We start from the raw sequence: 23,669 nt of genomic DNA, 5'->3' as shown, positions 1-23,669 counted from the left end.
ATAGCTTTTCCCAGCGTGCATCGGTTAGCATAAGTCTTGGCATGGCTTGAGGTTATGGTTACTTTTGGCGAAGCAAATTATAACGTCTTGCCATGCTGTCTAAAAATTACTCTCGAAAGATCAACAGACCCTAGTAGCCATGAACCAGTAGCTTTGGACTATTGGTTCTGAACTTTGGCAATGAACCATTAGCTATGGGCGTTAACCGAACTTAGAGGCTGGCCCTAAGCTCGGTTAGCTATTCATTCGGTTCGGTATAACTTCGGTTTGGTTTTATTGGTGTGAGTTCAGCTAAGGCTTTGTATCATTGAGTTAAGTTGATTCCCTTAACTTAACTCAATGCTTTGCCAGTTAACCTTCTGTCGTACCTAGCAGTTTTGGTACTTGCGGTTGCTCAGCAATATCTGCCGGCTTGCTTTCTTGGCTCACAACTTCATCGAAGTGATATTTAAGTAACTTAATATCCAGCTGCTTACTGCCTTTTTCAAAATGTGTTAACCGCACGGGCAGGTAGGCTAAGTCTGGCGCCATCCAGAAGAAGGTTTGGCGTTTTTTATTGTCACGCACCACTTCAATTTTGACTGTGTCGTAACTGCCACTGTCGATGTTCATCCGTTCTCTGCCAATCACATGGAACTTGTATTCATCCAGTTCGTTGTCTTTGACCATCTTGTAGTCAAGCGCTTCTTTGCCCGCGGCCATATCGAGCCTGAATTGCAATTGCACCATTAGCGGATCGAAAATCTCGCCTTCATAGGGGAATTTGCCTTTCTCGTCTTTATAACGGGTGTGAATAAAGCCCTGCGCTTTGGCGAATGCGGTTTGCTCTGTGTAATTCGGGCCGACACCTTGGCGCTGCTGTAAGTAACGCAAAGGGCTGAGTTGACTATTTTCTTGAGTAAACTCACTCAAAATGTGGCGCACATCGGTTAGCAATAACAGGCTAAGATCGCTGTCAAAACGATACTTATACACCCCATCTTCTGGATTGGGCAGCGTGTATTTGGCTTTACCGAGTTCGATATCCCCATAGTTGACTTGGTATTCGGCTGTCTGCGGCGTGAGCGGCGTCGGCGCGGCTATGGCAAACATACTTTGGGTGAGGGCAGTTAAGCTCACTAATAATGTGGGAATGGTACGCAAAGAATGCTCCTTGGGTCGCAGGTTTTCACCTTGTATCACTACAAAACGCTCAGTAGTGGTTGATAAAAAAGTGTCGAGTAGCATGCTTACTTACACAGTTCAGGGTAAATCAGTTCAGCGTAAATCAAAAATCGGAATCGACTGTTAGCAGGTTATAGCCGAGGCCGACACTTCTGTAAATAGCGATGTAAACAGTTTATGGATCAGTATATTAAACTAAAATGGCATTGCCATGACTAAAGTGACCAGATCGGGACGCCACTGGTACTCAGACAAACTAACTTTGCCGCAGTTCACTGTTATCCCTTCGATTCTTAATAATTCCATCTGTTCCTGAAAGGAGACTGAATTTTTCTCGAAGGAGATTTTACCCTGACTATTGAGGACTCTGTGCCAAGGCAGAGACAAATGCTCGGGCGCAGATTTGAGTGCCTTGGACACATAACGTGCTCGCCCCGGTAATCCCGCATAATCGGCAATTTTGCCATAACTGCTGATTTTTCCCTGCGGGATCATCGCAACGATATGCCAGATTTTTGCCATGGGAGACAAGTCAACCGCTTGCGGCTGGTGACTCGCTAAATCCTTTTCATCTTGTTTATCTTTTTCAAGATAGCGATACAGCGGCGATTTGTCTTTTGGAAACGATGCCATTGAATAGTTGGCCCTCAGCTAAATGCGTGTTCATGCTTAGAAAATCAGGCTTAAAAGGTCACACAGTAAAAGTCGCCCGCGACGAGGTTGCGCTAGTGTAACGGCAAAGTCTGGTTTAGCGGAAGAAGTGAGGGCATTAAGCGTTCAATGGATTATGCATTACTCGACATTTTTTATCGACTATCTCGATTGCTAACAAAATATTTAAACTGTTTTTAGCTTAAATATTGTGTAAATGGTCAAATAGTCCATAATAGCGCCAATTTTTTTGACTCGATGAGAGAAGATAACTGGCATGGCTGTACTCGATATTCTAACAATTCCCGATGAGCGCCTTAAACGTAAAGCGCAACCTGTAAAAGATATTGAAGCTGTTCAGGGATTTATCGATGATTTAATCGAAACCATGTATCACACGGATGATGGTATCGGTTTAGCGGCAACGCAAGTCGGCAGTACGGATGCGATTATCGTGATCGATTTATCTGACGGTCGCGACCAACCTCAAGTGCTGATCAATCCTGAAATCGTCGAAAAGTCTGGCGAGTTTGTGGGTGAAGAAGGGTGTCTGTCGATCCCCGGTTATCGCGCTAAAGTGTCACGTTTTGAGAAGGTCAAAGTGACCGCCTTAGACAGAACGGGCAAGGCTATCGAAATCGAAACCGATGAGTTTTTAGCCATAGTATTACAGCATGAAATCGACCATTTACATGGCAAAGTGTTTATCGAACATTTATCCATGTTAAAACAACAGATTGCGCTTAAAAAAGTGCGTAAATACGCTTAAGCCTATTGCATAAAAGCGTGCACAAAAAAGTGTATGAGCGCGCTGATTTGCCTGTTGCACCTCCTGACTAGCCGCATTTTATGATGCGGCTTTTTTGTATCTAAAATTGGTATGTAAAACCTGAGTTTGGATGTCTTTGACTTGATATGTGAACATAACGACTTGTTTTAACTGTAATGAGTGGATAAGGTAGCCAGCAATATCCGCTAGCAATAAATTCAGTAGCATCATTAGCGGCAGTGTATGGATACGGTAGGGAAACAGATGAAACTCAAGATCATAACCAGCGGCATAATCTCACTCGCAATGCTTTCACTCAGTGGCTGCAGCGCGTTTTTTAACGGTAATACCACAGATAAAAAGGCGGTATCGAGTAGCTTAGTCGAATACTTATACCCAGATGAGAAGAGCCGCCAAGCCCAGCAGCCATCCTTACCTGTACTGCGTTTGCCAATTACCGTCGGCATTGCTTTTTTACCTTCATCCCATTGGCAAGCTGATGCCATAGACAGTCGCGCCCAAGTCGCTTTGCTCAACAAGGTGAAACAATCCTTTATTAAATACGATTATATCGATCGTATTGAAATCATTCCGAGCACCTATCTTAAAAATGGCAAAGGCTTTAATACCTTACAGCAAGTTGCCCGCCTGCATGACGTCGATGTGATGGCGCTGGTATCTTACGATCAATTGATGCAAAGCCACGAGAACAAATCCGCCATTCTTTATTGGACTATCGTGGGCATGTATTTAATTCCTGGCAACGAGAATGCAATCCAAACCTTTGTCGATACTGCGGTGTTCGATATGCGCAGCCAAAAGATGTTATTTAGGGCGCCGGGCATTAATCAGTTAACTGAAAGTTCAACCGCTGTTGGCGTGACAACAACTTTAAGGGAGAAATCCTATGAGGGTTTTGATCTTGCGGTGAACGATATGATAGTCAATTTAGACGATGAGCTCGCCCGCTTTAAAACACGGGTTAAAGAAGAGCACGTTGCCACCATAGAACATAAACAAGGTTACAGCGGCGGTGGCAGCTTATCGCTATTGATACTTTCACTCCTGGGGATTTTTGCGCTGCGCCGTTTAACGATTTGCCGTGAATAAAAAAATTAAGCGCCAATTAAGATCGTTAAGGATGAGCAAATTGAGGTTTGCTTTGAATCAAGACGTGAGCAAAAAGTATATAAAGTTGAGCACAGGCTCTGGTTATCAACTTACTTGTAGTTAACGTTCTGATTTTATTTTTAAAGTGGTTTGCAAAGGCTGCGGTATTGCGTCGGACACCACTTACGCGTGCGCGATACATTAGGCGTTTAACAAGGAGAAAAATTAAATGGATTTAAATTCACTATTACTGTTTGCAGTTGCTTGCCTTGCTATCAATCTTATCCCTGGACCCGATGTTATCTACATTGTATCTAACACAATGAAAGGGAAAATGATCAGTGGGCTTAAAGCTGCGATGGGTTTAGGTGTGGGTTATTTTGTTCACACGCTTGCTGCTAGCTTGGGATTATCTGCCATCATTCTCAGCTCAGCGTTGGCTTTTAGTATTGTGAAGTGGTTGGGCGCCGCGTATCTAGTGTATTTAGGCATTCAAGCGTTAATATCAATGTGGCGTGGCAACAATAAAATGGTGGTCGATGACAATAGCAAACCAAACGGCAACGTATTTTTCCAAGGCATTGTCGTTAGTGTACTTAATCCTAAAGTCGCTTTATTTTTCCTCTCTTTTTTGCCGCAGTTTATTGACCCGTTAGCAGGTTCAACGTCAATTCAGCTGTTAACCCTTGGTCTTATTTTCAGTTTGTTAGCGACCCTGTGTAACGTCCTCTATGCGTTGGCAGGAAGCTGGGTATTTAGTCGGCCCAATTCCCAGCGTTATTCCAGAGCCTTAGAGGGGATATCAGGGGTGTTGCTTATTGGCTTGGCCAGTAAAGTCATGACCAGTGATAGATAGTTTTTTCTTAAGCAGTTTTTCATAAGCCACCCATTCTAATTTAGCGATGACTCCTTGGTGAGTCACCCTTTTCTCAACTAGGCTTAGTGTCTGTTTCCCCACACAAGGAGTGTGATGATGCCACAGCCAAGGAGAACTCAAATCAGTTTGGAAGATACGCCTTTTTATCACTGTTGTAGTCGAGTCGTTAGGCGTGCCTATTTGTGTGGTGAAGACCATTTCTCTGATAAAAACTACGACCATAGACGCGAGTGGGTAGAGCAGCAATTACTTAAGCTGGCTCAGGTTTTTGCTATTGATGTCGCTGCTTATGCGGTAATGAGCAATCATCTGCACTTGGTACTCTGCGTGGACATTTACCAAGCTAATCAATGGAGTGATAGGGAAGTGCTTGAGCATTGGCATCAGGTATTTAAAGGGACTGAATTAACACAACAGTTTGTCCAAGGACAAGTTGTTGAAGCCCATGACGTGGCTAACCTTAAGCACCATATCGCCCTCTATCGCAGTCGCTTAAGTGATATATCTTGGTTTATGCGCGCCTTAAATGAACCCATCGCTCGCAAGGCAAATCAAGAGGATAACTGCACAGGACGTTTCTGGGAGGGGCGTTTTAAATCCCAAGCCCTACTCGATGAGGCGGCAGTACTTGCATGTATGACCTATGTCGACCTCAACCCTATTCGTGCTCAACTAGCCACATCACCAGAAACTTCGAACTTCACCAGTATTCAACTGCGTATCCGTGCGGTATTGGCAGGCAAACAACCCGAAACCTTACTGCCTTTTATCGCTAATGAGCGAGACAATATGCCTAAAGGGCTGTCCTTTGATGTACAAGATTATCTGCAACTGGTCGATGATACCGGCAGAATTATTCGCGATGATAAATGCGGAAGTATCAGTTCGAGCAGTGCTAGCTTACTGAGTCGCCTTAATATTCCGCCTGAGCATTGGCTTAAGCTCACTCACCATTTCGGGCAGCTATTTAAAGGTCCCGTGGGTACTGTGCAAGAACTTACTTGTTACTGCGAACACCTTGAAAAGCGACGAAGGCACTATCGACATAGCTGCCAGCATTTAATGGCAAGCTGAGCCATTTAGAGATAGTCCACATTCAGAGATAGTTCAGCGCCAAACTTCACTCATCCATAGCAGTGGAGAGCCTGACTCGAACTAAATCGCCCCAATTCCTGCTGACTATTGGAAAATCAACAAATAACCAGCGATACCCCCCGAAAACCTGACTTTTCAATCTAAGCCACAAACCGTTTGGTAAACGTAGCTTCGATGTTGTTGGTTATTTTTATATTATGGGTGGCTTGTAAAAAAGAGCTGCTTGTAAAAATGAGCTTGTAAAAAAGACCTCTTGGAAAAAGACTTTAATGGTTAAACAAGGACTAAAAATCATATCCTCATAAAATAGGGGAGTGCGATGAGGGCGATGCCTATGGCGATAAGTAATGCGAGATTGGTGACAAAATAAGGGTAAATCATCAGGGTGAGACCTACGACTAAAGGGATGGGGGCGGCTTGGCGTTTGCCGTAGGTGAAAAAGCCAAGACCAATGAGGCTAAAGACCAAACTCCATAGTAATAATACGGGATTATCAAACACCTTGAGTTCCTCAGTGGCTAACCTAGCTAGACTTTGACCTTATCCTAGCGTCAAATTGGTTAAACGGCAGTGTCGCTTGGTTCAGTCTAATCCTAAATCATTCCCGTGGTAATTAAGCTTTGTTCATCTCATTCTCTGCTCTGAGGCTCAGCTTGATTCGCGCTATAGTTCATATAATTCTAAGGGGAGGCCGTCGGGATCGCTAAAGAAGGTGAATTTTCTGCCTGTGTATTCGTCAATGCGGACGGGTTCGACGATGATGTGATGGGAATGAAGATGTTCGATGGCGGTTTCAATCGATGCGACGCGAAAGGCAAGATGCCTCAGTCCACAGGCTTCGGGATAGCTGGGGCGTTTGGGGGGAGTGTCGAATGAAAACAACTCGATTTGACTCTTATCCCCGAGCTGTAAATCGAGTTTATAGGAGCGACGTGCCTCACGGTAATGCTCTGCGAGTACGCTAAGACCAAGAATAGTCACATAAAAATGTTTGGACTTTTGATAGTCGCTGCAAATAATCGCTGCATGGTGAATGCCGAGTAACATCGCTTTCCTTTGTGATTTTTAAAGGGTAATCAAATAAGATAGAAAGGTTTGAGAGTATAACGGTTAAAAAATATAGCGTCACAGTTTAGCGTGACGCTATCGGTCGATTTCAATTTTTAGCTCACCTTGGCTTGTTGCTCGTTTAATTTTCCAGCTCGAATATGGCTGAAGACAACGGTGCAAGTTGCATCTGAACTAGACCTTCAGCTTCCTTAATGACTAACTTCGCCGCATGATCTTCGAGTAAATCCATAAGCGGAAATACGCCGTCCTTTAATTGCCACTGACGGATAAGCTCTTTGGGTAGCTTGAGCTGTAAGGCTTTTGATTTGGTCTGACTGAAGTTACTGACAATAATCAGCTTTTGAGTCTGCTTTGAGGTCTCAGATATCACCTCGAAGCGGGTAAAAGCGAAGGTGCTGTCGTCATAGCCAGTTTCGTGCACGGCACTCTTTTGAGTATTCATATTTTGAGTGCTGTTACTATCAGTCGCATCACCCTTGCTGCGATTTGAGGCATCGAGTGAATAGTATTGTCCTAAGAGTGCGGGCGTGGTTCTGCCAGTGCTTAACGTTAATAGCTTTTGATAGTAAGCTCGCAGTGATGTTTCTTGCTGTGTCGATTGTCCACCATCAAACTTACCATTGTTCATCCAGCGCTGATGGGCAGGGACACCAACATAGTCAAAAATACTGGTGCGTGATGCGTGACCAAAGCCTGGATTGTCGATGGCGGCTTCTCCCACTTCTTGGCCAAAATACACTAACGTTGGTGAAGTGCCTATCGTTGCCGACACTACCATGGCTGGTAGGGCGTAGTGTGGATTTACGGCTTGGGTCTCTAGGGCGCTATTCGTTGGTTTATTTGTTTGTAGCGATGCTAAAAATGATGCATTACCAATACGTTGCTCGTCGTGGTTCTCTAAAAAGTGCAGCATGTGGGATTCAATATCGTGCACTTTTGCCTGATCCGCCGCGATATTAGCTGTGCTGGTTTTACCCGCCATCACGGCTTTTAGGGTGTCGTAAAGATCGACCTTATCGTACAGATAATCCATTTTTCCAAGCTGGAGATAATCTCGGTACAACTTAGGGTTATAGACCTCGGCCAAGATAAAGGCATCGGGATTAGTGTGTTTTATCTGGCTGTTGAGGTAACTCCAAAACTCCACTGGCACCATTTCGGCCATATCGTATCGAAACCCATCGACACCTTTTGCAAGCCAATATTGGGCAATCTGATTGAATTTAATCCAAGAGCTTGGGATCTCGGCTAAGTGTTGTTGCCAGAAAGCGTAATGCTGCACCTCAGTAAAAGTGGCGAATTTGGCTGGCAGGCGAGGGAAGTCATAGGTGCTATCGGGGCGTACGCCGTAATTGATTTTAACTGTCTCGTACCAATCATTAGCATCGGGCTTGGCTAAGCGTGAGCCATTTCCAGTCCACTTTGCGGGAAATTCGTCGAATTTACCGTCACTTAAGGGGTGAGTTTCTCCGCCCAGCGGTTTAAGCTCTGCGGGTAAGCTTGGCACCTCAAAGGCATGCGCTTGTCCTTTCGTTCCCTTCACACTGTTATCAACGACGTAATAGAAGTTGTTGTTTTTGGTGTACTCCAGACTGGTATCATCATCTTCGCCAAAATCGCGCACGCCTTGGGGTTTACTGACCGATTGATAATGGCGCGCCACATGGTTTGGCACAATATCAATAATCACCTTTAAGCCATGTTGATGGGTACGGGCAATGAGCGCCTCGAACTCGGCTAAACGGTTGGCAGGATTGACCGCCAGATCGGGGTTGACGTTGTAGTAATCTTTGACTGCATAGGGTGATCCTGCGCGGCCTTTGACCACATCGGGATCATCTGCACTTACGCCAATCTCGCTGTAATCACCAATCAAGGCATGGTGCGGAACGCCTGTGTACCACACATGGGTGACGCCTAGGTCCTTGATGCTATTGAGTGCAACATCGTCGATATCATTAAATTTGCCGACGCCGTTGTCGGCAATTGTGCCCCAAGGTTTATTCGTTGGGTTTTTATTGCCATAAAGGCGAGTAAAAATCTGATACACCACAGGTTTTAGCGTCATAACCTCACTCTCTGACTTTGGCTGTAACTCATTATCAAGCGCCTGCGCCGATGCATTTACATTGGCCGATAAGCAAAAAAGCGAGGCAGTTAATAAAGCTGCACTAGATAAAGAGGCATTAAACAAAGACTGTAGACATAAATTGAGTGATGAATGCCGCGACTGTCGGCGCTGCGGTGCTTTTGCTGCTTTGGACAGTAAAGCCATTATGGGAAATTTAGCCGCTTGTTGGCTCTGAGTCACTCTGGAATCGATAGGCGATAAAAAGCTCAAGGCTGAGTTCCTTTTTGAGTTGAGTTTTTGGCTAGGTTGATAGCACTGTTGTTAGTATGAGCGCGCGTTAAAACGTCAGCTTGATTCCTAGAGCGCATTGAATCTTGGCGGCTCGGCAAGCCAGCATTCAGCGGCGACTTAGTCTTAGTCTTAGAATTAGGCTTAAGCTCGAGGATAGTGACCCCTGCGTGGGGCAATGTTATCGCTTGATTGAGTGAAACTGTTTTGCCACTGATGATGTCAGTAGCGGCGCCGCTATCGCCAAGTACACCGGCAAAGCGGTTTATATCTAGCGTGATTACCTTGTCATTCTTATTGTAAATCACCATGACTTTATCGGCCGAGGGCTGAGTGCAGGCATTGTGTTGGGTTAGAGAATTCTTTTGTATCAGTGACTTAAGCGCCTCGGCTTTTTGTTCCGCTGATAATGGCGCATTTAATGCGCAACGAAATTGCACATAGACACCATCTTGCGGTACAAAGTGCAGTAAATCGCCCGATTGTAGCGCAGGAGATTGTTTACGGTAATTCAGTAGGGTTCTGACAAATTGCTGTGCTTGTCGCTGGGACTCACTCAGCCCTTGGCCGGTAAAGGCGTTAGTGGCACTGTTGGCAAAACCGCCGGGGAAATCACTGCGCACAACGCCATCGTGACGGCCTTCTGTCGGGCTGGTCATTAACACTTCTGTACCGTAGAACAGCTGCGGAATGCGTTTGGCGGTCAGTACATAGGTGAGTGCCATCTTGTATAAGTCGATATTTTCTTTCACTAAACTGAAGATACGATTGGTGTCGTGATTGCCTTCAAATAGCACTAGTTGACTGGGATCGGCATACACAACATCGTTGGCTAACATCTCGTAAAGCTTGATAAAACCTGTGTCCCAAGTTTCTGGCTCATTAAGGCTGGAAATTAATTTTTCATATAGCGGGAAGTCCATCAAACTGGGTAAATCTGAGGTATAGCCATCGGCATTGATTTTGCCCTTTTGCCAATAGGACACTGTGATGGGGTTTGCGGTCCATTCTTCGCCCACAATATTAAAATTAGGGTACTCAGCCATTACGGCCTTAGACCATTTAGCGAGAAACCCTTTGTCGGCGTAGGAATAAGTATCTTCGCGGATCCCTGAAAGTCCTGCGTACTCGACCCACCAAATACTGTTTTGGATAAGATAGGTTGCCAGTTTGGGATTGCTTTGATTCAGATCCGGCATAGTGTCGGTAAACCAGCCATCGACAAAATCAATATGATCTTGCGCTGCCGCGTAGGGATCTTGCACTGTAGTGCGCCTATGGCTGGTGAAACGGGGGCTGGTAACGCTGGATTTAATAGTGCTGGATTTAGTATCGTCAGACTGAATCAAGTCAGGTTTGGATTCGCGATTATGTAGCTGTGTTTTTGTGGCGTCATTGAGCCAGTCTTGGCTAGGTAAATCGTTGAGCCACCAATGATTAGAGCCGATATGATTCACGACAACATCTTTAATCACTCCAAGGCCAAGCTTGTTAGCCTTAGCGACTAAGGCTTTATAATCTTCGTTGCTGCCAAAGCGGGGATCGACGCGGTATAAATTGGTAATTGAGTAACCGTGGTATGAATACTGGGCTTGATTATTCTCAAGTAGTGGATTGATCCATAACTGAGTCACCCCGAGTTTTGCCAGATACGCTAAGTGCTGGCTGATCCCTGCGATATCACCGCCATGGCGAGCATCGTGATAATAGGGGCTGCTAGGATTGCTATTAAAGTTAGCCGCGACTTGCTCTATCATATCGGCCTGATTGTCATTGCTCGTGTCGCCATTGGCGAATCTATCCGGGGTGATAAGGTAAATCACATCCTTATTGCTAAACCCTTGGCGCTCACGGCTACCTTTAGCGCGCCCTTGCAACGTATAGGGCAGGCGATAAAGAGGCGTGTTGGTTTTTGAAGCGCTGGTTTTTGAAGCCAAGTCAGTGCTTGAAATCACCAGCTCAAAGGTTTGCGGCGCAGCTTGGCTCAGATCTAAATTGATAAACAGATAGTGAGGGTTATCAGTGTGTTCAAGGCTTTTTAGCGTGATGCCTTGTCCTTGGATATCAACCTTAAGCTGCTGCGGTAAGCTAGGCAGCTCGCGGCTATACAGCATCAACTGTAACTCAGGATTGTGCATCCCCGCCCACCAAAAAGCGGGTTCAAGCTTAACGTCCGTCGATATATTCGGCTCTAGAGTGTTCGCATGGACAGGATTAAATGAACAGCACACTACGGATAAATAAAGCGCTATTAGCCAGTTTTGACGGATCATAATGTAAGCCTTTTAAAGATAGAGAAGTAAAATGCGCTGGCATGATGAAGTTTAACATCGCTGAAATCTACATAAGCAAAAGCCTGCTTCTTAATTGAAGCAGGCTTTATTCTGGGTAACTTATAAAGAGTAACTTAACCCTAGGAAGTACTGTCTACCGAAGTATTGGATTGTTCCTGTCTGATGTTCTTCACCAAAATAGGTTTTGTTCGGTTCATCAGTTAAGTTATTAATTTGGAATAAGAACTTAAGTCCATTTTCCAGAGCGTATGAAGCTTGATAATCCACAATCGTTTCGGCATCGAAGAAGGCGAGTTGTGATTCAACTGCAACTTGTTCTGAAACGTAGCTGCTACGATATCTCATGCTGACACGAGTATCGAAACCATCTAGTGAATAGAACAGGGTTGTGTTCAGTACGCTTTCTGATAAACCTGGTAATGGAATCGTTAAGTTTGAACCACTTAAATCTGTTGTAAACTCCACTTCACTGTCTGAATACGAGTAGCTACCAGTGAAGCCAAGACCACTGAGTGGTGATGGTAGGAAATCAAAAACTTGGGTATAACCTAACTCAACACCACGAATATAGCCGCCATTGTCGTTGTTGATCGCAGTTTGATATTGACCTTCATCTTTCACCACAGGGAACTCAACACCATTATCGACAATAGTATCGGGAACAATAAATCCATTACCTTCAAAGTCATAAGGTTGGATTGTGAAGTTGTTGATGAAGGATTTAATATCTTTGTAGAACAAGGCTACGACAACTGCACCCTGTGAATCTTCAAAATAGTGCTCGTAAGATAAGTCGTATTGATCGGCATAAAATGGATCAAGTAGCGGACTGGTATTACCCCAAGCATTGTATTTTTTGTATCCCGGTGTGGCTGAATCGTCATACCAAGATCCCATGCCTGATTTCAGCTTGTCGATTGGAGGACGTGACATCACAGAAGCTGCAGCAAAACGCAGTTGATCATTTTCAGTGAGGTGGAAGCTCAAGTTAATCGACGGCAAGTAATCGGTATAGGTTTTACCTATCTCGTTACGAATATAGTCGTTACTGATCACGCCAAGTTCATCGGTAATCGCTTCACCTAGACCATAGCCAACTTGTTGTAGACCCTTACTGCTTTGGTCTGTGTGCACAACACGCACACCCACGTTACCTGTGACTTTAATATCACCCAAGTCAAAATCAAGATTACCCTGAACATAACCGGCTAGTACGTCTTCATTAACCGAACCACTTTGGATCATGGTCCAGTTATTAGACCAATTGGCCGTTGGGGTAAAAGGAGATTGCCCTGTCGCGGCTAACTGTGCGTTAACCAGTTCAATGGCTTTGTTGAAATCAACGGAAAGGAAGTTCGGGTAGCCAGACAATTCTCCGCCAAAGTTAACGACATTTGTCATGTCAGTGTTCATTTGAAGCACAGGTTGATTAGTTGGGTTTTTACCAAATTCAAAACCATATCCCGCTTGTGAACGTTGAGCATTAAACTCACGCTGTGAGTAGCGCAGACCAAAATCGACAGAAGATAAGAAACTAGAATCTAACACGTAGTTAAAATCTAACTTATAGGCGACAAGATCATTTTGCTGATCGTATGGCCACATACCCACTTCTTTCAAACCCAAGGTTGCCGTATTGGTATAGTCGTTTGAGAAATTAACATCGGCAGGGTTTAAGCTATGTAGTTGATAATTAATTGATTCGGCTGAACGTACTTCATTACCTAAATCATCATATAACACGGCACGCGTACCACCGTTGACGAATTCGCCATCGGCTTTTGAATAGCTAACGTCAGCCGCAACCGTTAAGGCGCCGCCATTATTCCACTCAACATTGACTGAGCCAGACGTTAGTTCTGAATACTTTGAGTCGTTATCATTGATAACAAAAACAGCAAAGTTATCATTGCCATCGGTTGATACGGTTCCGCCAGTCATAGAGCCATTTTCGACAACAGCATCACTGATCGTGCCGTTTTTTAATGACTTAACGCGAAAGCCACGGGCAAAGTTTTCGGAAGTGAATTTTGAATGGAATAAATCACCTTTTACACTGAGGCTGTCTGTCGGTTGCCAATGGATAGCCACCATATAACCATCACGTGTATCATCACCGCCTTTTTGCTGTAACTCAAAACCTTCACTGATTGATTCGGCAACACCGTCGCCATTGACATCTTTTTTATCATCGTTGAAACGTAAGCCAATGAACTGACTTGCAACATAAGGTTGATAAAGGTGTGCATAGCCTAGCGCCACTCCGAGCGTGTCTTCTAGGAATTTGCCTTGATAGGCTAAGCTGAGGCGATTGCCATACTGCTCGGCATCAGAGATTTCATCGGCTCTGTCATTAAAACTGCCACGAGCATTGATATTAAATGATTGGTCTTTGTCGCTTTTTAGTGGGTCTGCGGTTTTTAACTCTACAGTACCAGCAACGCCACCTTCAATGAGCGAGGCCTTGGGCGTTTTATATACTGCAGCTTGGCTAATCAATTCTGATGGGTATTGGTCAAACTCAATCGCGCGTTTACCGCCCGTAGTAACTTGTTCATGTCCGTTAAGTGTTGCAAAGACAAAATCACCATCAAGACCACGAATGTTGAGGCCGCTTGCTTGCCCACCAGTACGGACTGCAGTCACGCCGGGTAAACGAGTTAACGCATCAGCAATTGACTGGTCGGGAAGGGCGCCAAGATCATCGGCTGAAATCGATTCAGAGACGGTATCTCCAAAACGTTTATCATTTAATGACTTGATGACACTGGTTCTAAAACCTTTTACTTCAATAACTTCAATTGCAGCTTCTTTCGCTTTCGCTTCTTTATCTGTGGTCACTTCATCTGCCGCATAGGAGTGCATACTCGCACCTGCGGCAATGAGCGCTAAGGTTAGCAAACTGGGTTTAAATCGCATCATATCTCTCTTCCCCTTGGAGTCGCTTTATCGCTTTGTAGAGCGTTTTATCGTTATCACCGCGTTATGTTTGCGGCCTTTTTTTGGTATCTAGGCGCTTAATTGACTGCATAAGTGCTGCGTTTATGACCAAATTGTTATGCAACGGTGAAGATATTACTCCCGAGCTTCTTAGCGGAACAACAGAGTGCATACGTATTCAATGCCTCGTTGAGTTAAGAATAGCCGTTAATTGAGGGAAATCTCATGGAATAAAATGATTTTACTTTGCAGTTAAGTAGCTGTTAATGAGTGATAAAGTGAGTTAATGCTCAATGTGGTTTCTGGCGCAGTCTTCTGCATACGTATGCAGGTGTATTGAACCTTATTTCCCTCTTCACGTATGCTCGGTGACACAAAATAAGCCGCGATACCTTTACTCTGCAGTAACAAAACGATAACTGTTTGCGTGAGTGTGTTAGGGAATGATCGCTGTAGAATAACGATAAAGGGGCAACAATGAGTGAGTTAACTTGGTGGCGTGGTGCGGTGATTTACCAAATTTATCCGCGTAGCCTTTTAGATACGAATGGTGATGGCGTTGGTGATTTACGTGGCATTATCACTAAGCTTAACTACATTGCGAGCCTCAATGTCGATGCCATCTGGATTTCACCTTTCTTTAAATCGCCTATGGCAGATTTTGGCTACGACATCAGTGATTACCGCGAAGTTGACCCTCTTTTTGGCACTATGCATGATTTCGATGAATTGATTGAAAAAGCCCACGGCTTAGGCATTAAGGTCATTATCGATCAAGTATTAAGTCATACCTCTGATCAGCATGCGTGGTTTGTTGAAAGCCGCGAGAGCCGTACGAATCCCAAAGCGGATTGGTACGTGTGGGCCGATCCTAAGGAAGACGGCACAGCGCCTAACAACTGGCTCGCGATTTTTGGCGGTTGTGCTTGGGAATGGGAACCGCGTAGACAACAATACTATTTACATAACTTCCTGCGTAGCCAGCCCGATATCAACTTCCATAATCCTGACGTGCGTCAAGCTGTGCTGGATAATGTCGAGTTCTGGCTTAAAAAGGGCGTTGATGGATTCCGCTTAGATGCGATTACCTTCTGTTATCACGATGAACAGCTCAGGGACAATCCGGCAAAACCTAAGGATAAACGTCAGGGCCGAGGTTTCAGTGAAGATAACCCTTACGCCTATCAATATCATTACTACAATAATGACCGTCCGCAAACTATCGCGTTTATTGAAGATTTACGAAAGCTTATCAATCGTTATCCTGGTGCGGTGACTTTAGGTGAAGTGTCTGCCGAAGACTCTTTAGCTGTGATGGCGGCTTACACTAAGGGTGAAGATCGCCTGCACATGGCCTACAGTTTTGAGCTACTGACAGACGATTACAGCGCCGCTTATATTCGTCAAACCGTAGAGGCATTAGAAGCGAGCATAGGTGATGGCTGGCCTTGTTGGGCTATCGGTAATCATGATGTGCAGCGCGTGGCGAGCCGTTGGGGGCAGGGCAAACAGAATTCAGACATGGTCAAAATGCTCAATGCCATGCTAAGTTCACTGCGCGGTAGTGTGTGTAGTTATCAAGGTGAAGAACTCGGTTTAACCGAAGCGCCGATTGAATACCATGAGTTGCAAGATCCCTTTGGCAAAACCTTCTGGCCTATGTTTAAAGGCCGTGATGGTTGCCGTACGCCAATGCCATGGCAACAAGGCGCCGATTTTAGCGGTTTTAGTGAGGTTTCACCCTGGTTGCCGATCGCCCCTGCGCATCAAGTGTTAGCGGTGGATGTACAAGAATCAGATGCAGATTCCATGCTTAACGGTTATCGACGTTTTCTTGCTTGGCGTAAATTACACCCAGTGCTGGTTGAAGGCGATATCCAATTTGTGGATACCAACGAGCCCATCTTGGCCTTTATCCGCACCTTAGGAGAGCTCAAAATATTCGTCGGATTCAACTTAGGCGATACCAATGTTGAGTTGGATTTATCACAGTTGGAATTGGGTGAAATATTAACGGGACACGGCCTGAAAACCGCACAAATAGAAAACAATCAGCTGAAGTTTTCGGCATTTGCCAGCTTTTATGCAGTTTTAAACTGAAAATGATTCATTTTTATTCGGCTGAGGTGTTATATACCCAAGCCCACTATTCGACGTAAAGCCGCCCACGGGCACACTGGGGAATGTAACCTTACTGAGTTCCTGATAATAAAAACATACAGAGAGAATAACTATGGCGTCATCAATTAATACCGGTAGCTACACGAGCAGCACTGGCGAAAATGGGTCGGGCAGTTATCGTTTTGCCTTGATCTCATTGACTTCACTGTTTTTTATGTGGGGTTTTATCACTTGCTTGAACGATATTCTGATCCCGCATCTTAAAGCAGTGTTTTCACTGAATTACACTCAAGCCATGTTGATCCAGTTTTGTTTCTTCGGTGCTTACTTCTTAGTGTCGATCCCTGCCGGTAATTTAGTGAAAAAACTGGGTTATCAAAAGGGGATTGTTACTGGTCTTGTGATTGCGAGTATTGGCTGTGCGCTGTTTTATCCAGCGGCCACGCTCGCGACCTATAATCTGTTTCTTGGCGCGTTATTCGTTCTAGCATCGGGCATCACTATCCTACAAGTGGCAGCCAACCCCTATGTTAACGCCTTAGGCAGTAGCGAAACTGCCTCGAGCCGTTTAAATTTAACGCAAGCTTTCAATGCGCTAGGTACAACAGTCGCACCATTCTTTGGTGCTATGTTAATTCTTTCTGTCGCCAGTTCTGTATCAAGCGATTTAGCCCACGCAAGCGCCGAAGCGGAAGTGGTAAAACTGCCATACCTGTTACTTTCTGGCGCCTTGGCTATCTTAGCGCTGATTTTTGCGAAGTTAGATTTACCTGTGATCCGCGAGCATGATGAAAGTGTTCAAGGTGAAGTCCAAACCCATCTAGGTAAAACCAGTGCCTTGCAAAGCAAGCACTTAGTGCTCGGCGCTGTGGGTATTTTCGTGTATGTCGGTGCAGAAGTGTCTATCGGTAGCTTCTTGGTCAGCTTCTTAGGTGAAAGCCATATAGCGGGTATGCCAGAAGCCGAAGCCGCCCATTACATCGCCTATTACTGGGGCGGCGCTATGGTGGGACGTTTCATTGGCTCTGTGGTGATGCAAAAAGTGCCGGCTGGCTCAGTGCTTGCTTTTAATGCCTTTATGGCGGCGCTACTTGTGGTTGTGGCGATGACAACCAGTGGCAGCATTGCTATGTGGGCAATTCTTGGGGTGGGGTTATTTAACTCGATTATGTTCCCAACGATCTTCAGCTTAGCGCTGCGTGATTTAGGTCCACACACTTCACAGGGCAGTGGCATTTTGTGTCTGGCGATTGTGGGTGGGGCGATTCTACCTTTATTCCAAGGCATGCTAGCGGATAACCTTGGCGTGCAACTCGCCTTTATTCTGCCCGTGATTTGTTATGGCTTTATCCTGTTCTACGGCTCTAAAGGCTCAAAAATGTAACGGGTTAACTGGCTTACACTAAAAAGCGATCCCTTTGGATCGCTTTTTTTATGGCTTTAACCTTAACTCAGCGCCAGCGTGCTTGCGTATTAGGGCCTGACCTCCTATGATCCTCCGGTTTTATCATTCATGGTGACCTTTTAAATGTTGAATTCTCCGCTTTCTGCCAGCTCGAACGAATTAGTGATCAGTATCTTAACTATGGTGCTGAGCCAAGGAAAACCCTTAGATCGGGCCTATTCTCAGCATTTTTCTGGGTTGCAATTGGTACCCGCCGAACAGGCGCGTATCGCATTAACGACGGGTGATATCCTACGTCGCTTAAATTTATATTGTTATCTGGCGGAAATCAGTCCAGATGAGATGGAGCGTTTTGGCTCTAAATTGCTTAATGCGTGGCATTTATTCCACGGGCTTGAATTGCCTAAAATGCAATATTCGCTGCAAGTCGATGAGGCGCGTTTAGCCGAGCGCACCGAGCAAGCGAAAACTAAGCCAGTACTGTGGGACGGTTGCCCTGAGTGGCTCGATGCGATGGGCCGTGAGCAATTAGGCGAGTCTTGGGAAAAGGAGCGCGCCGCGTTAAGTACCGCGCCGAAGCGTTTTTTACGCGCAAATGGCCTTAAAGTGACGCGTGAGGAATTGGCCGCTAAGCTTGCCGCTGAGTTTGTGAGCACGCTGAGCGTTGATGGGGTCGATTCTGCCCTTGAAGTGACCTCCGATTCTGCCTTGTTCCGTACCCAAAGCTTTAAAGATGGCTTATTCGAGCAGCAAGATGCGGGCTCTCAGCGCGTGGCGGCGGCGCTTGATGCCAAGCCAGGCATGAAAGTTATTGATGCTTGCGCAGGCGCGGGTGGCAAAACCTTACACATAGCCGCGCAAATGCAGGGCAAAGGGCGCTTGTTGGCCATGGATGTGGAGCAATGGAAACTCGACAAACTCAAAGAGCGTGCCCGTCGCAATGGGGCACACAATGTCGAAACCCGCGTTATCGCCAGCAGTAAAACCATTAAACGCTTAAAGCTCAGTGCCGATCGGGTATTACTCGATGTGCCATGCTCAGGTTTGGGCGTATTAAAGCGTAATCCAGATGCAAAATGGCGTGATACCGTCGAGCGTTTACCCGTGTTAATGGATCTGCAAAAGCACATTTTGAGCAGTTATAGCCGCATGGTGAAGGTTGGTGGCATAGTGGTTTATGCGACCTGTTCTATCTTCCCCTGTGAAAACCGCGGTCAAGTCGATGCGTTTTTAGCTGAGAATCCTAATTTCCGCCTAATTGAGGATGAAAGTATTAGCCCTGCAGATAGCGGATTTGATGGCTTTTACCTTGCAAAACTTGAACGTATTCAAGAGTAAAGCCTTGCGGTTAAGACTAAAGTAAGCCCTTTATGCCATTCATTCAGGGTTTACTTAGTTAATATTAGTGCCTAAAATTTCCAATAAGTTATAAATATTCTTAACATTGTTAATCAGTATTTATATTGCAACTTTGTTTGTAAGGGAATTATGGCGTACGGCGTTAATCTTCCAGATCTGCTCGACCATACTGATGTTAAACTCGCCCATAATGTCAGCATAGCTTGCTATAGCAGTATTCTCTCTATGCTGCTTAATGGCGCACCGCTACATGAAATCTTGCACGCCTTAGTGCTAAAAATCGAAGCGCAAAAGATAGGTACTCGTGGATCTGTATTACTGCTCAGCGGTGACGGCAAACGTTTGTTGTTAGGCGCTGCGCCCCATTTACCCGACAGTTACAACCAAGCGATTAATGGGGTCGAGATTGGCCCAAATGTCGGCTCCTGCGGCACCGCGGCTTATTTTGCAAAGCGCATCATTGTTGAAGACATAGCTACGCATCCTTACTGGGAAAATTATAAAGAACTGCCATTACGCGCCGGTCTTAAATCTTGTTGGTCTGAACCTATCAAAGATACTCAAGGCAAAGTGCTCGGTACATTTGCCATGTACTACGATACGATAAAGTCACCAACAGAGCTCGATTTAGAGCTGATTTCAGAGGCGGCGAGATTAGCCAGTTTAGCCATTGAACGCAGTCGGGCAATGGAGTTTCAGCGTTTAGCAGTGAAAATTTTTGACCGCTTACCTTTGGCACTGGTTATCTCCAATTCCGATGATTCCGTTCTCTATGCTAACCCCGCTTTTAAACACATCGTTCTTCCACAAGATATTGATATCGCAAACTTTAACCCAAAGATGTTTTTATCTGCGTCTCAATCGAATGAGTTAGTCGGCCTATTTGAGCATTTAGCGCAGGATAAAATGTGGCAGGGGGAATTGGTTGGCTTAAGGGGCAATGGAGAGGAGTTTTATCTAGATCTTATCGTCAGCACGTTTCGAGAGCCCAACGGATTACAACCTTGTTTTGCGTGGTTATTTTCTGATATTAGCGAACGTAAAAAAGCGGCGCAGCTGATTAAGTATCAGGCCAATAATGACTCGTTGACTGGGCTTGCTAACCGCAATGCCTTGTTTAAACTGATCCAATCCTTCATTACCTCCGACAGTCTGACGCCCGGCTTTAGTTTCATGCTGATGGATTTAGATAACTTTAAACAAGTTAACGACACCCATGGTCACGACAAAGGTGATGCGTTATTAGTGCAAGTGGTGCGGCAGATTTGCGAGTGCCTCAATGACACTATGGTGTTTGCGCGCCTCGGCGGTGATGAGTTTGCCTTGCTGTTACCTGGGATAGTCAACCAGAAAGAGTTGGCGCAACTTGCTGAAAAAATTAATAAGCATGTGGCTAAACGTTATGTGCTAGCCGATGGTAAAGGCGTTTATAGTTCGGTAAGCATTGGAATTGCGCGTTTTCCAGAAGATGCCCTCGATCTTGAGCAGCTGTTAAATTGCGCCGATCAGGCCATGTATATTTCAAAGGCTAACGGTCGTAATCGATATCATTTTTTTACTGAGCAAATGCAGCTCAATGCCGAGCGCATTGCCAGCCTTCATAATCAACTTAAGCAGGCACTCGATCAACAGACCTTCGAGCTTTATTACCAGCCCATAGTAAATGCGACCACAGGTTTGATTGTTCGCGCCGAGGTTTTACTTCGTTGGCAGCTTGAAGGGCAATTCATTCCCCCCGATGAGTTTATTCCTATCGCGGAGAACAGCGGCTTAATTGTTGATATTGGTCGAGATGTGCGCCTTGGCGCTATGCAAACCATCTTAGAGATGCAGGCTCATAATTGGCCGATTAACTTATCGGTAAACGTGTCGACCTTTGAGTTTTGGTCCCATGAACTGCAAGATGCCTTTGTGGATTCCTTCGCTGAGATTACCGAGCAACTCGAAGTAACAGATTTCCCCTTCGACAGATTAACCCTTGAGATCACTGAGTCTTTGCTGATGAAGCAACATACACATCTTATTGATGTACTGAATGGTTTGCGGCTTAAGGGGATTAACATTTCATTGGACGACTTTGGTACGGGTTACTCATCTCTATCTTATTTAGCTAATTTCCCTATCGATCAAATTAAGATCGACAAGAGCTTTATCGACCGATTAGACGAAGGCAAGCGTCACGAAGCGTTGGTGGAGGCCATAGTGCGGTTAAGCCATGCGTTAGATTTAACCGTGACGGCTGAAGGGGTGGAAACTGAGTCACAACTTAAGTTTGTGATGTCGAATCATATTCAAGAAATTCAAGGTTACCTTTTCTATAAGCCTATGCCTAAAGCCGCTTTCTTTGCGCTGTTGGCAAAGCAAGCTGAGCTGCATTAGGTTCTTGGTATTGGAGCTTTGATGTTTGACCTAAATATGAGGGCGGCTTAACCTGCGACAGCCTGATTGATATATTGGGTTTAGATGTAAGTTAATAATCCAATATTGAGGAATATAGTATTGAAAGATAACAAATAAAAAGAGCGCCTCGGCGCTCTTTTATGACTGAAAACGGGTGTTGCACTGAGTATAGGCGTACACACTGAGTCAGCTTGATGAATGTTAAGATTTAGCGGCTAGCTGACCATTAATCACTAGACTCAAGTATTGCGTAAAATCGTGACCGTGATTTTGCAGCATTTTAGGGAACATAGAAATCGGCGTAGAACCTGGGAACGTATTGATTTCATTCAATAGAATTTCATTGTTCGCGGTTAAGAAAAAGTCGATGCGCGATAAGTGACGCAGCTTCATTCCTTTAAATGCCTTGATTGCATAGGCGCGGATTTGTTCACTGATCTCTGCTGAAACATGCTGCGCGACAACATCGGTGCGCGCTTTACTGTTTTTGGCGTATTTCTCATCGAAGGTGTAAAAGGTGTTGCTATCACAGATGATTTCACCTGGCACTGTCGCCACCACTTCACCATTGTACTCGTAGACTGCGACTTCTAACTCGCGGGCTTTTATGGTTTTTTCAACGATCACATAGGGCGCATAGCCAAACGCATCCTTGAGCACGCCTGCAACTTTATTGCTGTCGTCCACTTTGTAACAACCGACAGAGGAACCCTGTGAGGCTGCTTTGACGAAGATCGATCCCCATTGTGCCAATGCTGCTTGGGTTTGCTCAATCGCCGCATCATCGAACTGATTCAGGAAAATATACGGCGTATTCGGAATACCTAAGGCCGAGAACCACATTTTAGCGGTAATCTTATTGAAGCAGTTGCTGCTCGCTTCGGATTCACAGCCAAAATAGGGCAGTTGGATCAAATTAAAATAGGATTGAATGTCGCCGGTCTCACCGGGATAGCCATGAATGCAAGGAATGACGTAATCGACTGGCCATGGCGTTTTGCTTTCATCACGGAAGCGAATCTCGCGGCTATTGGTCAGCTCACAGTCGTCACCAGCGGCAGTGCGGTACTGGCCGAATTTATCCAGTTCGACTCGCAACACGGAAAACTGCTCAGATTTTGCCAGTGAGGTTTCAAAATAGTTGGCCGACATTAATGAAATATCGTGTTCGGCACTTCCGCCGCCGCACAGCAAAAGCAGATTGATCTTAGACATTGTGATTCCTCAAAGTGAGCAAAATCGGATGATATCGGCCTGTGGCAATACGAACATCATCCTATAGTACAACCGCTGTCATCTTAGTTTTCTTGTCCCTATGAGTGCAAGGTTTTGCTGACTGACGGCTATTAAGTGGTGAATTTTAACGCATTTAATCGCATTGCAAATAAGGGCTTGTGCATTTGGCGAATTTATTTTGATTTTTGTGGGGTTAGCTGCCAATGTTTTGCAACTGTGGAGTCACTATTCGCTGCGATGAATAGCCGCGAAAAAATTAGCATTCGGGATGCGCTTCAACATGGCATTGTTGCATTGAACGACTATGGTCAGACGTCATCGTAAAGCGTTTTGGTGAATGATGAGGGGAAATCAGTATGATAAATAAAAACATTCGGTTAGCTCAGTTACACGATGCAGAGAGTATTCAACTGCTACTTGAGCAGCTAGGTTATGTTTTACCTGTGGCCGCGTTAGCCAAGACGTTAACCGAGTGCCAAGATAATCCCCATTCTCGCACTGATGAGTTACTGGTATACGAGCAACTCAATGCGCAGGGTGAGCCGCAAGTTGTTGCTGTGATGGTCTTGATGTTCTTTGATTATTTCCCCGTTTTGAGTCGTATCTGTCGCATTACGGCGATAGTAGTGGATGCCGATATGAGAGGTCAGGGCATCGGCACTCAACTGATTGATTTTGCTAAAGCACGGGGAAGACAAGAAGCCTGTCAGTTACTCGAAACTCACTACATCGACCCAGCGCATCACCACTCAGCAATACTATGAAAGCATAGGGTTTACCAAAACCTCCTTCCGTTATAGCTTAGTCTTGAGCTAAAC

The 23,669-nt window shown here is 45.2% G+C and carries 16 protein-coding genes and 1 pseudogene; 9 read left to right on the top strand and 8 right to left on the bottom strand.

Annotated elements, in window-relative coordinates; all coding sequences use genetic code 11:
- Positions 1-351: 351 nt before the first annotated feature.
- Positions 352-1,143, bottom strand: coding sequence for a DUF3108 domain-containing protein (locus tag Q4Q46_RS10365; protein ID WP_086012237.1), 792 nt, complete (start codon positions 1,141-1,143; stop codon positions 352-354).
- Between the two features lie 216 nt (positions 1,144-1,359).
- Positions 1,360-1,797: an MGMT family protein gene (locus Q4Q46_RS10360; protein ID WP_259484118.1), complete on the bottom strand. Its 438-nt coding sequence runs from the start codon at positions 1,795-1,797 to the stop codon at positions 1,360-1,362.
- A gap of 295 nt (positions 1,798-2,092) precedes the next feature.
- On the opposite strand from Q4Q46_RS10360, the gene def reads away from it, so the two are divergent.
- The 4 genes from def (at position 2,093) to Q4Q46_RS10340 (ending at position 5,645) form a co-directional block, all read left to right on the top strand.
- The gene (def, locus tag Q4Q46_RS10355; protein WP_006081499.1) at positions 2,093-2,584 is read left to right on the top strand and encodes a peptide deformylase; all 492 of its coding nucleotides are present in this window, start codon (positions 2,093-2,095) and stop codon (positions 2,582-2,584) included.
- Between the two features lie 264 nt (positions 2,585-2,848).
- A complete protein-coding gene (gene rhlP / locus Q4Q46_RS10350; RefSeq protein ID WP_259563583.1) occupies positions 2,849-3,694 on the top strand; it encodes a rhombotarget lipoprotein in 846 nt (281 codons plus the stop codon).
- A 229-nt stretch (positions 3,695-3,923) separates the two neighbouring features.
- Positions 3,924-4,550, top strand: a complete 627-nt coding sequence (locus Q4Q46_RS10345; protein WP_311905900.1) for a LysE family translocator — start codon at positions 3,924-3,926, stop codon at positions 4,548-4,550.
- A gap of 117 nt (positions 4,551-4,667) precedes the next feature.
- Complete coding sequence (locus Q4Q46_RS10340) at positions 4,668-5,645, top strand: transposase (protein ID WP_311905902.1); 978 nt, start codon at positions 4,668-4,670, stop codon at positions 5,643-5,645.
- Positions 5,646-5,957: 312 nt separating this feature from the next.
- On the opposite strand, the gene Q4Q46_RS10335 is transcribed toward Q4Q46_RS10340, so the two are convergent.
- The 5 genes from Q4Q46_RS10335 to Q4Q46_RS10315 form a co-directional block, all read right to left on the bottom strand.
- Entirely contained in the window at positions 5,958-6,167 is a 210-nt protein-coding gene (locus tag Q4Q46_RS10335) for a hypothetical protein (protein WP_220592880.1), read from the bottom strand.
- A gap of 162 nt (positions 6,168-6,329) precedes the next feature.
- Positions 6,330-6,713, bottom strand: a complete 384-nt coding sequence (gene gloA2 / locus Q4Q46_RS10330; RefSeq protein ID WP_259522744.1) for an SMU1112c/YaeR family gloxylase I-like metalloprotein — start codon at positions 6,711-6,713, stop codon at positions 6,330-6,332.
- 142 nt (positions 6,714-6,855) lie between these two features.
- Positions 6,856-9,078: an alpha-amylase family protein gene (locus tag Q4Q46_RS10325; RefSeq protein WP_311905899.1), complete on the bottom strand. Its 2,223-nt coding sequence runs from the start codon at positions 9,076-9,078 to the stop codon at positions 6,856-6,858.
- On the bottom strand, positions 9,075-11,369 hold the full coding sequence (locus Q4Q46_RS10320) for a glycoside hydrolase family 13 protein (protein ID WP_311905898.1): 2,295 nt from the start codon (positions 11,367-11,369) through the stop codon (positions 9,075-9,077). The genes Q4Q46_RS10325 and Q4Q46_RS10320 overlap by 4 nt, the downstream gene beginning before the upstream one ends.
- Positions 11,370-11,489: 120 nt before the next feature.
- Entirely contained in the window at positions 11,490-14,312 is a 2,823-nt protein-coding gene (locus Q4Q46_RS10315) for a TonB-dependent receptor (protein ID WP_311905897.1), read from the bottom strand.
- A gap of 495 nt (positions 14,313-14,807) precedes the next feature.
- Here Q4Q46_RS10315 and Q4Q46_RS10310 point away from each other — a divergent pair, with 495 nt between their 5' ends.
- The 4 genes from Q4Q46_RS10310 (at position 14,808) to Q4Q46_RS10295 (ending at position 21,594) form a co-directional block, all read left to right on the top strand.
- Entirely contained in the window at positions 14,808-16,430 is a 1,623-nt protein-coding gene (locus tag Q4Q46_RS10310) for an alpha-glucosidase (protein ID WP_107947407.1), read from the top strand.
- A gap of 133 nt (positions 16,431-16,563) precedes the next feature.
- Complete coding sequence (locus tag Q4Q46_RS10305; RefSeq protein ID WP_006087299.1) at positions 16,564-17,835, top strand: sugar MFS transporter; 1,272 nt, start codon at positions 16,564-16,566, stop codon at positions 17,833-17,835.
- Positions 17,836-17,979: 144 nt separating this feature from the next.
- Positions 17,980-19,194, top strand: coding sequence for an RsmB/NOP family class I SAM-dependent RNA methyltransferase (locus tag Q4Q46_RS10300; RefSeq protein WP_311905896.1), 1,215 nt, complete (start codon positions 17,980-17,982; stop codon positions 19,192-19,194).
- Positions 19,195-19,344: 150 nt separating this feature from the next.
- The gene (locus Q4Q46_RS10295) at positions 19,345-21,594 is read left to right on the top strand and encodes a sensor domain-containing phosphodiesterase (protein WP_311905895.1); all 2,250 of its coding nucleotides are present in this window, start codon (positions 19,345-19,347) and stop codon (positions 21,592-21,594) included.
- 222 nt (positions 21,595-21,816) lie between these two features.
- On the opposite strand, the gene Q4Q46_RS10290 is transcribed toward Q4Q46_RS10295, so the two are convergent.
- Positions 21,817-22,830 carry a D-alanine--D-alanine ligase gene (locus Q4Q46_RS10290; protein ID WP_311905894.1) on the bottom strand — a complete coding sequence of 338 codons (1,014 nt, stop codon included), beginning with the start codon at positions 22,828-22,830 and terminating at the stop codon, positions 21,817-21,819.
- A 377-nt stretch (positions 22,831-23,207) separates the two neighbouring features.
- Here Q4Q46_RS10290 and Q4Q46_RS10285 point away from each other — a divergent pair.
- A pseudogene (locus Q4Q46_RS10285) lies at positions 23,208-23,667 on the top strand (GNAT family N-acetyltransferase).
- The last annotated feature ends 2 nt before the right edge of the window (positions 23,668-23,669 follow it).

This window comes from Shewanella vaxholmensis (assembly GCF_031932135.1).
Lineage (GTDB): Bacteria > Pseudomonadota > Gammaproteobacteria > Enterobacterales > Shewanellaceae > Shewanella > Shewanella hafniensis.
This window is presented reverse-complemented; position numbering and strand designations above follow the sequence as displayed.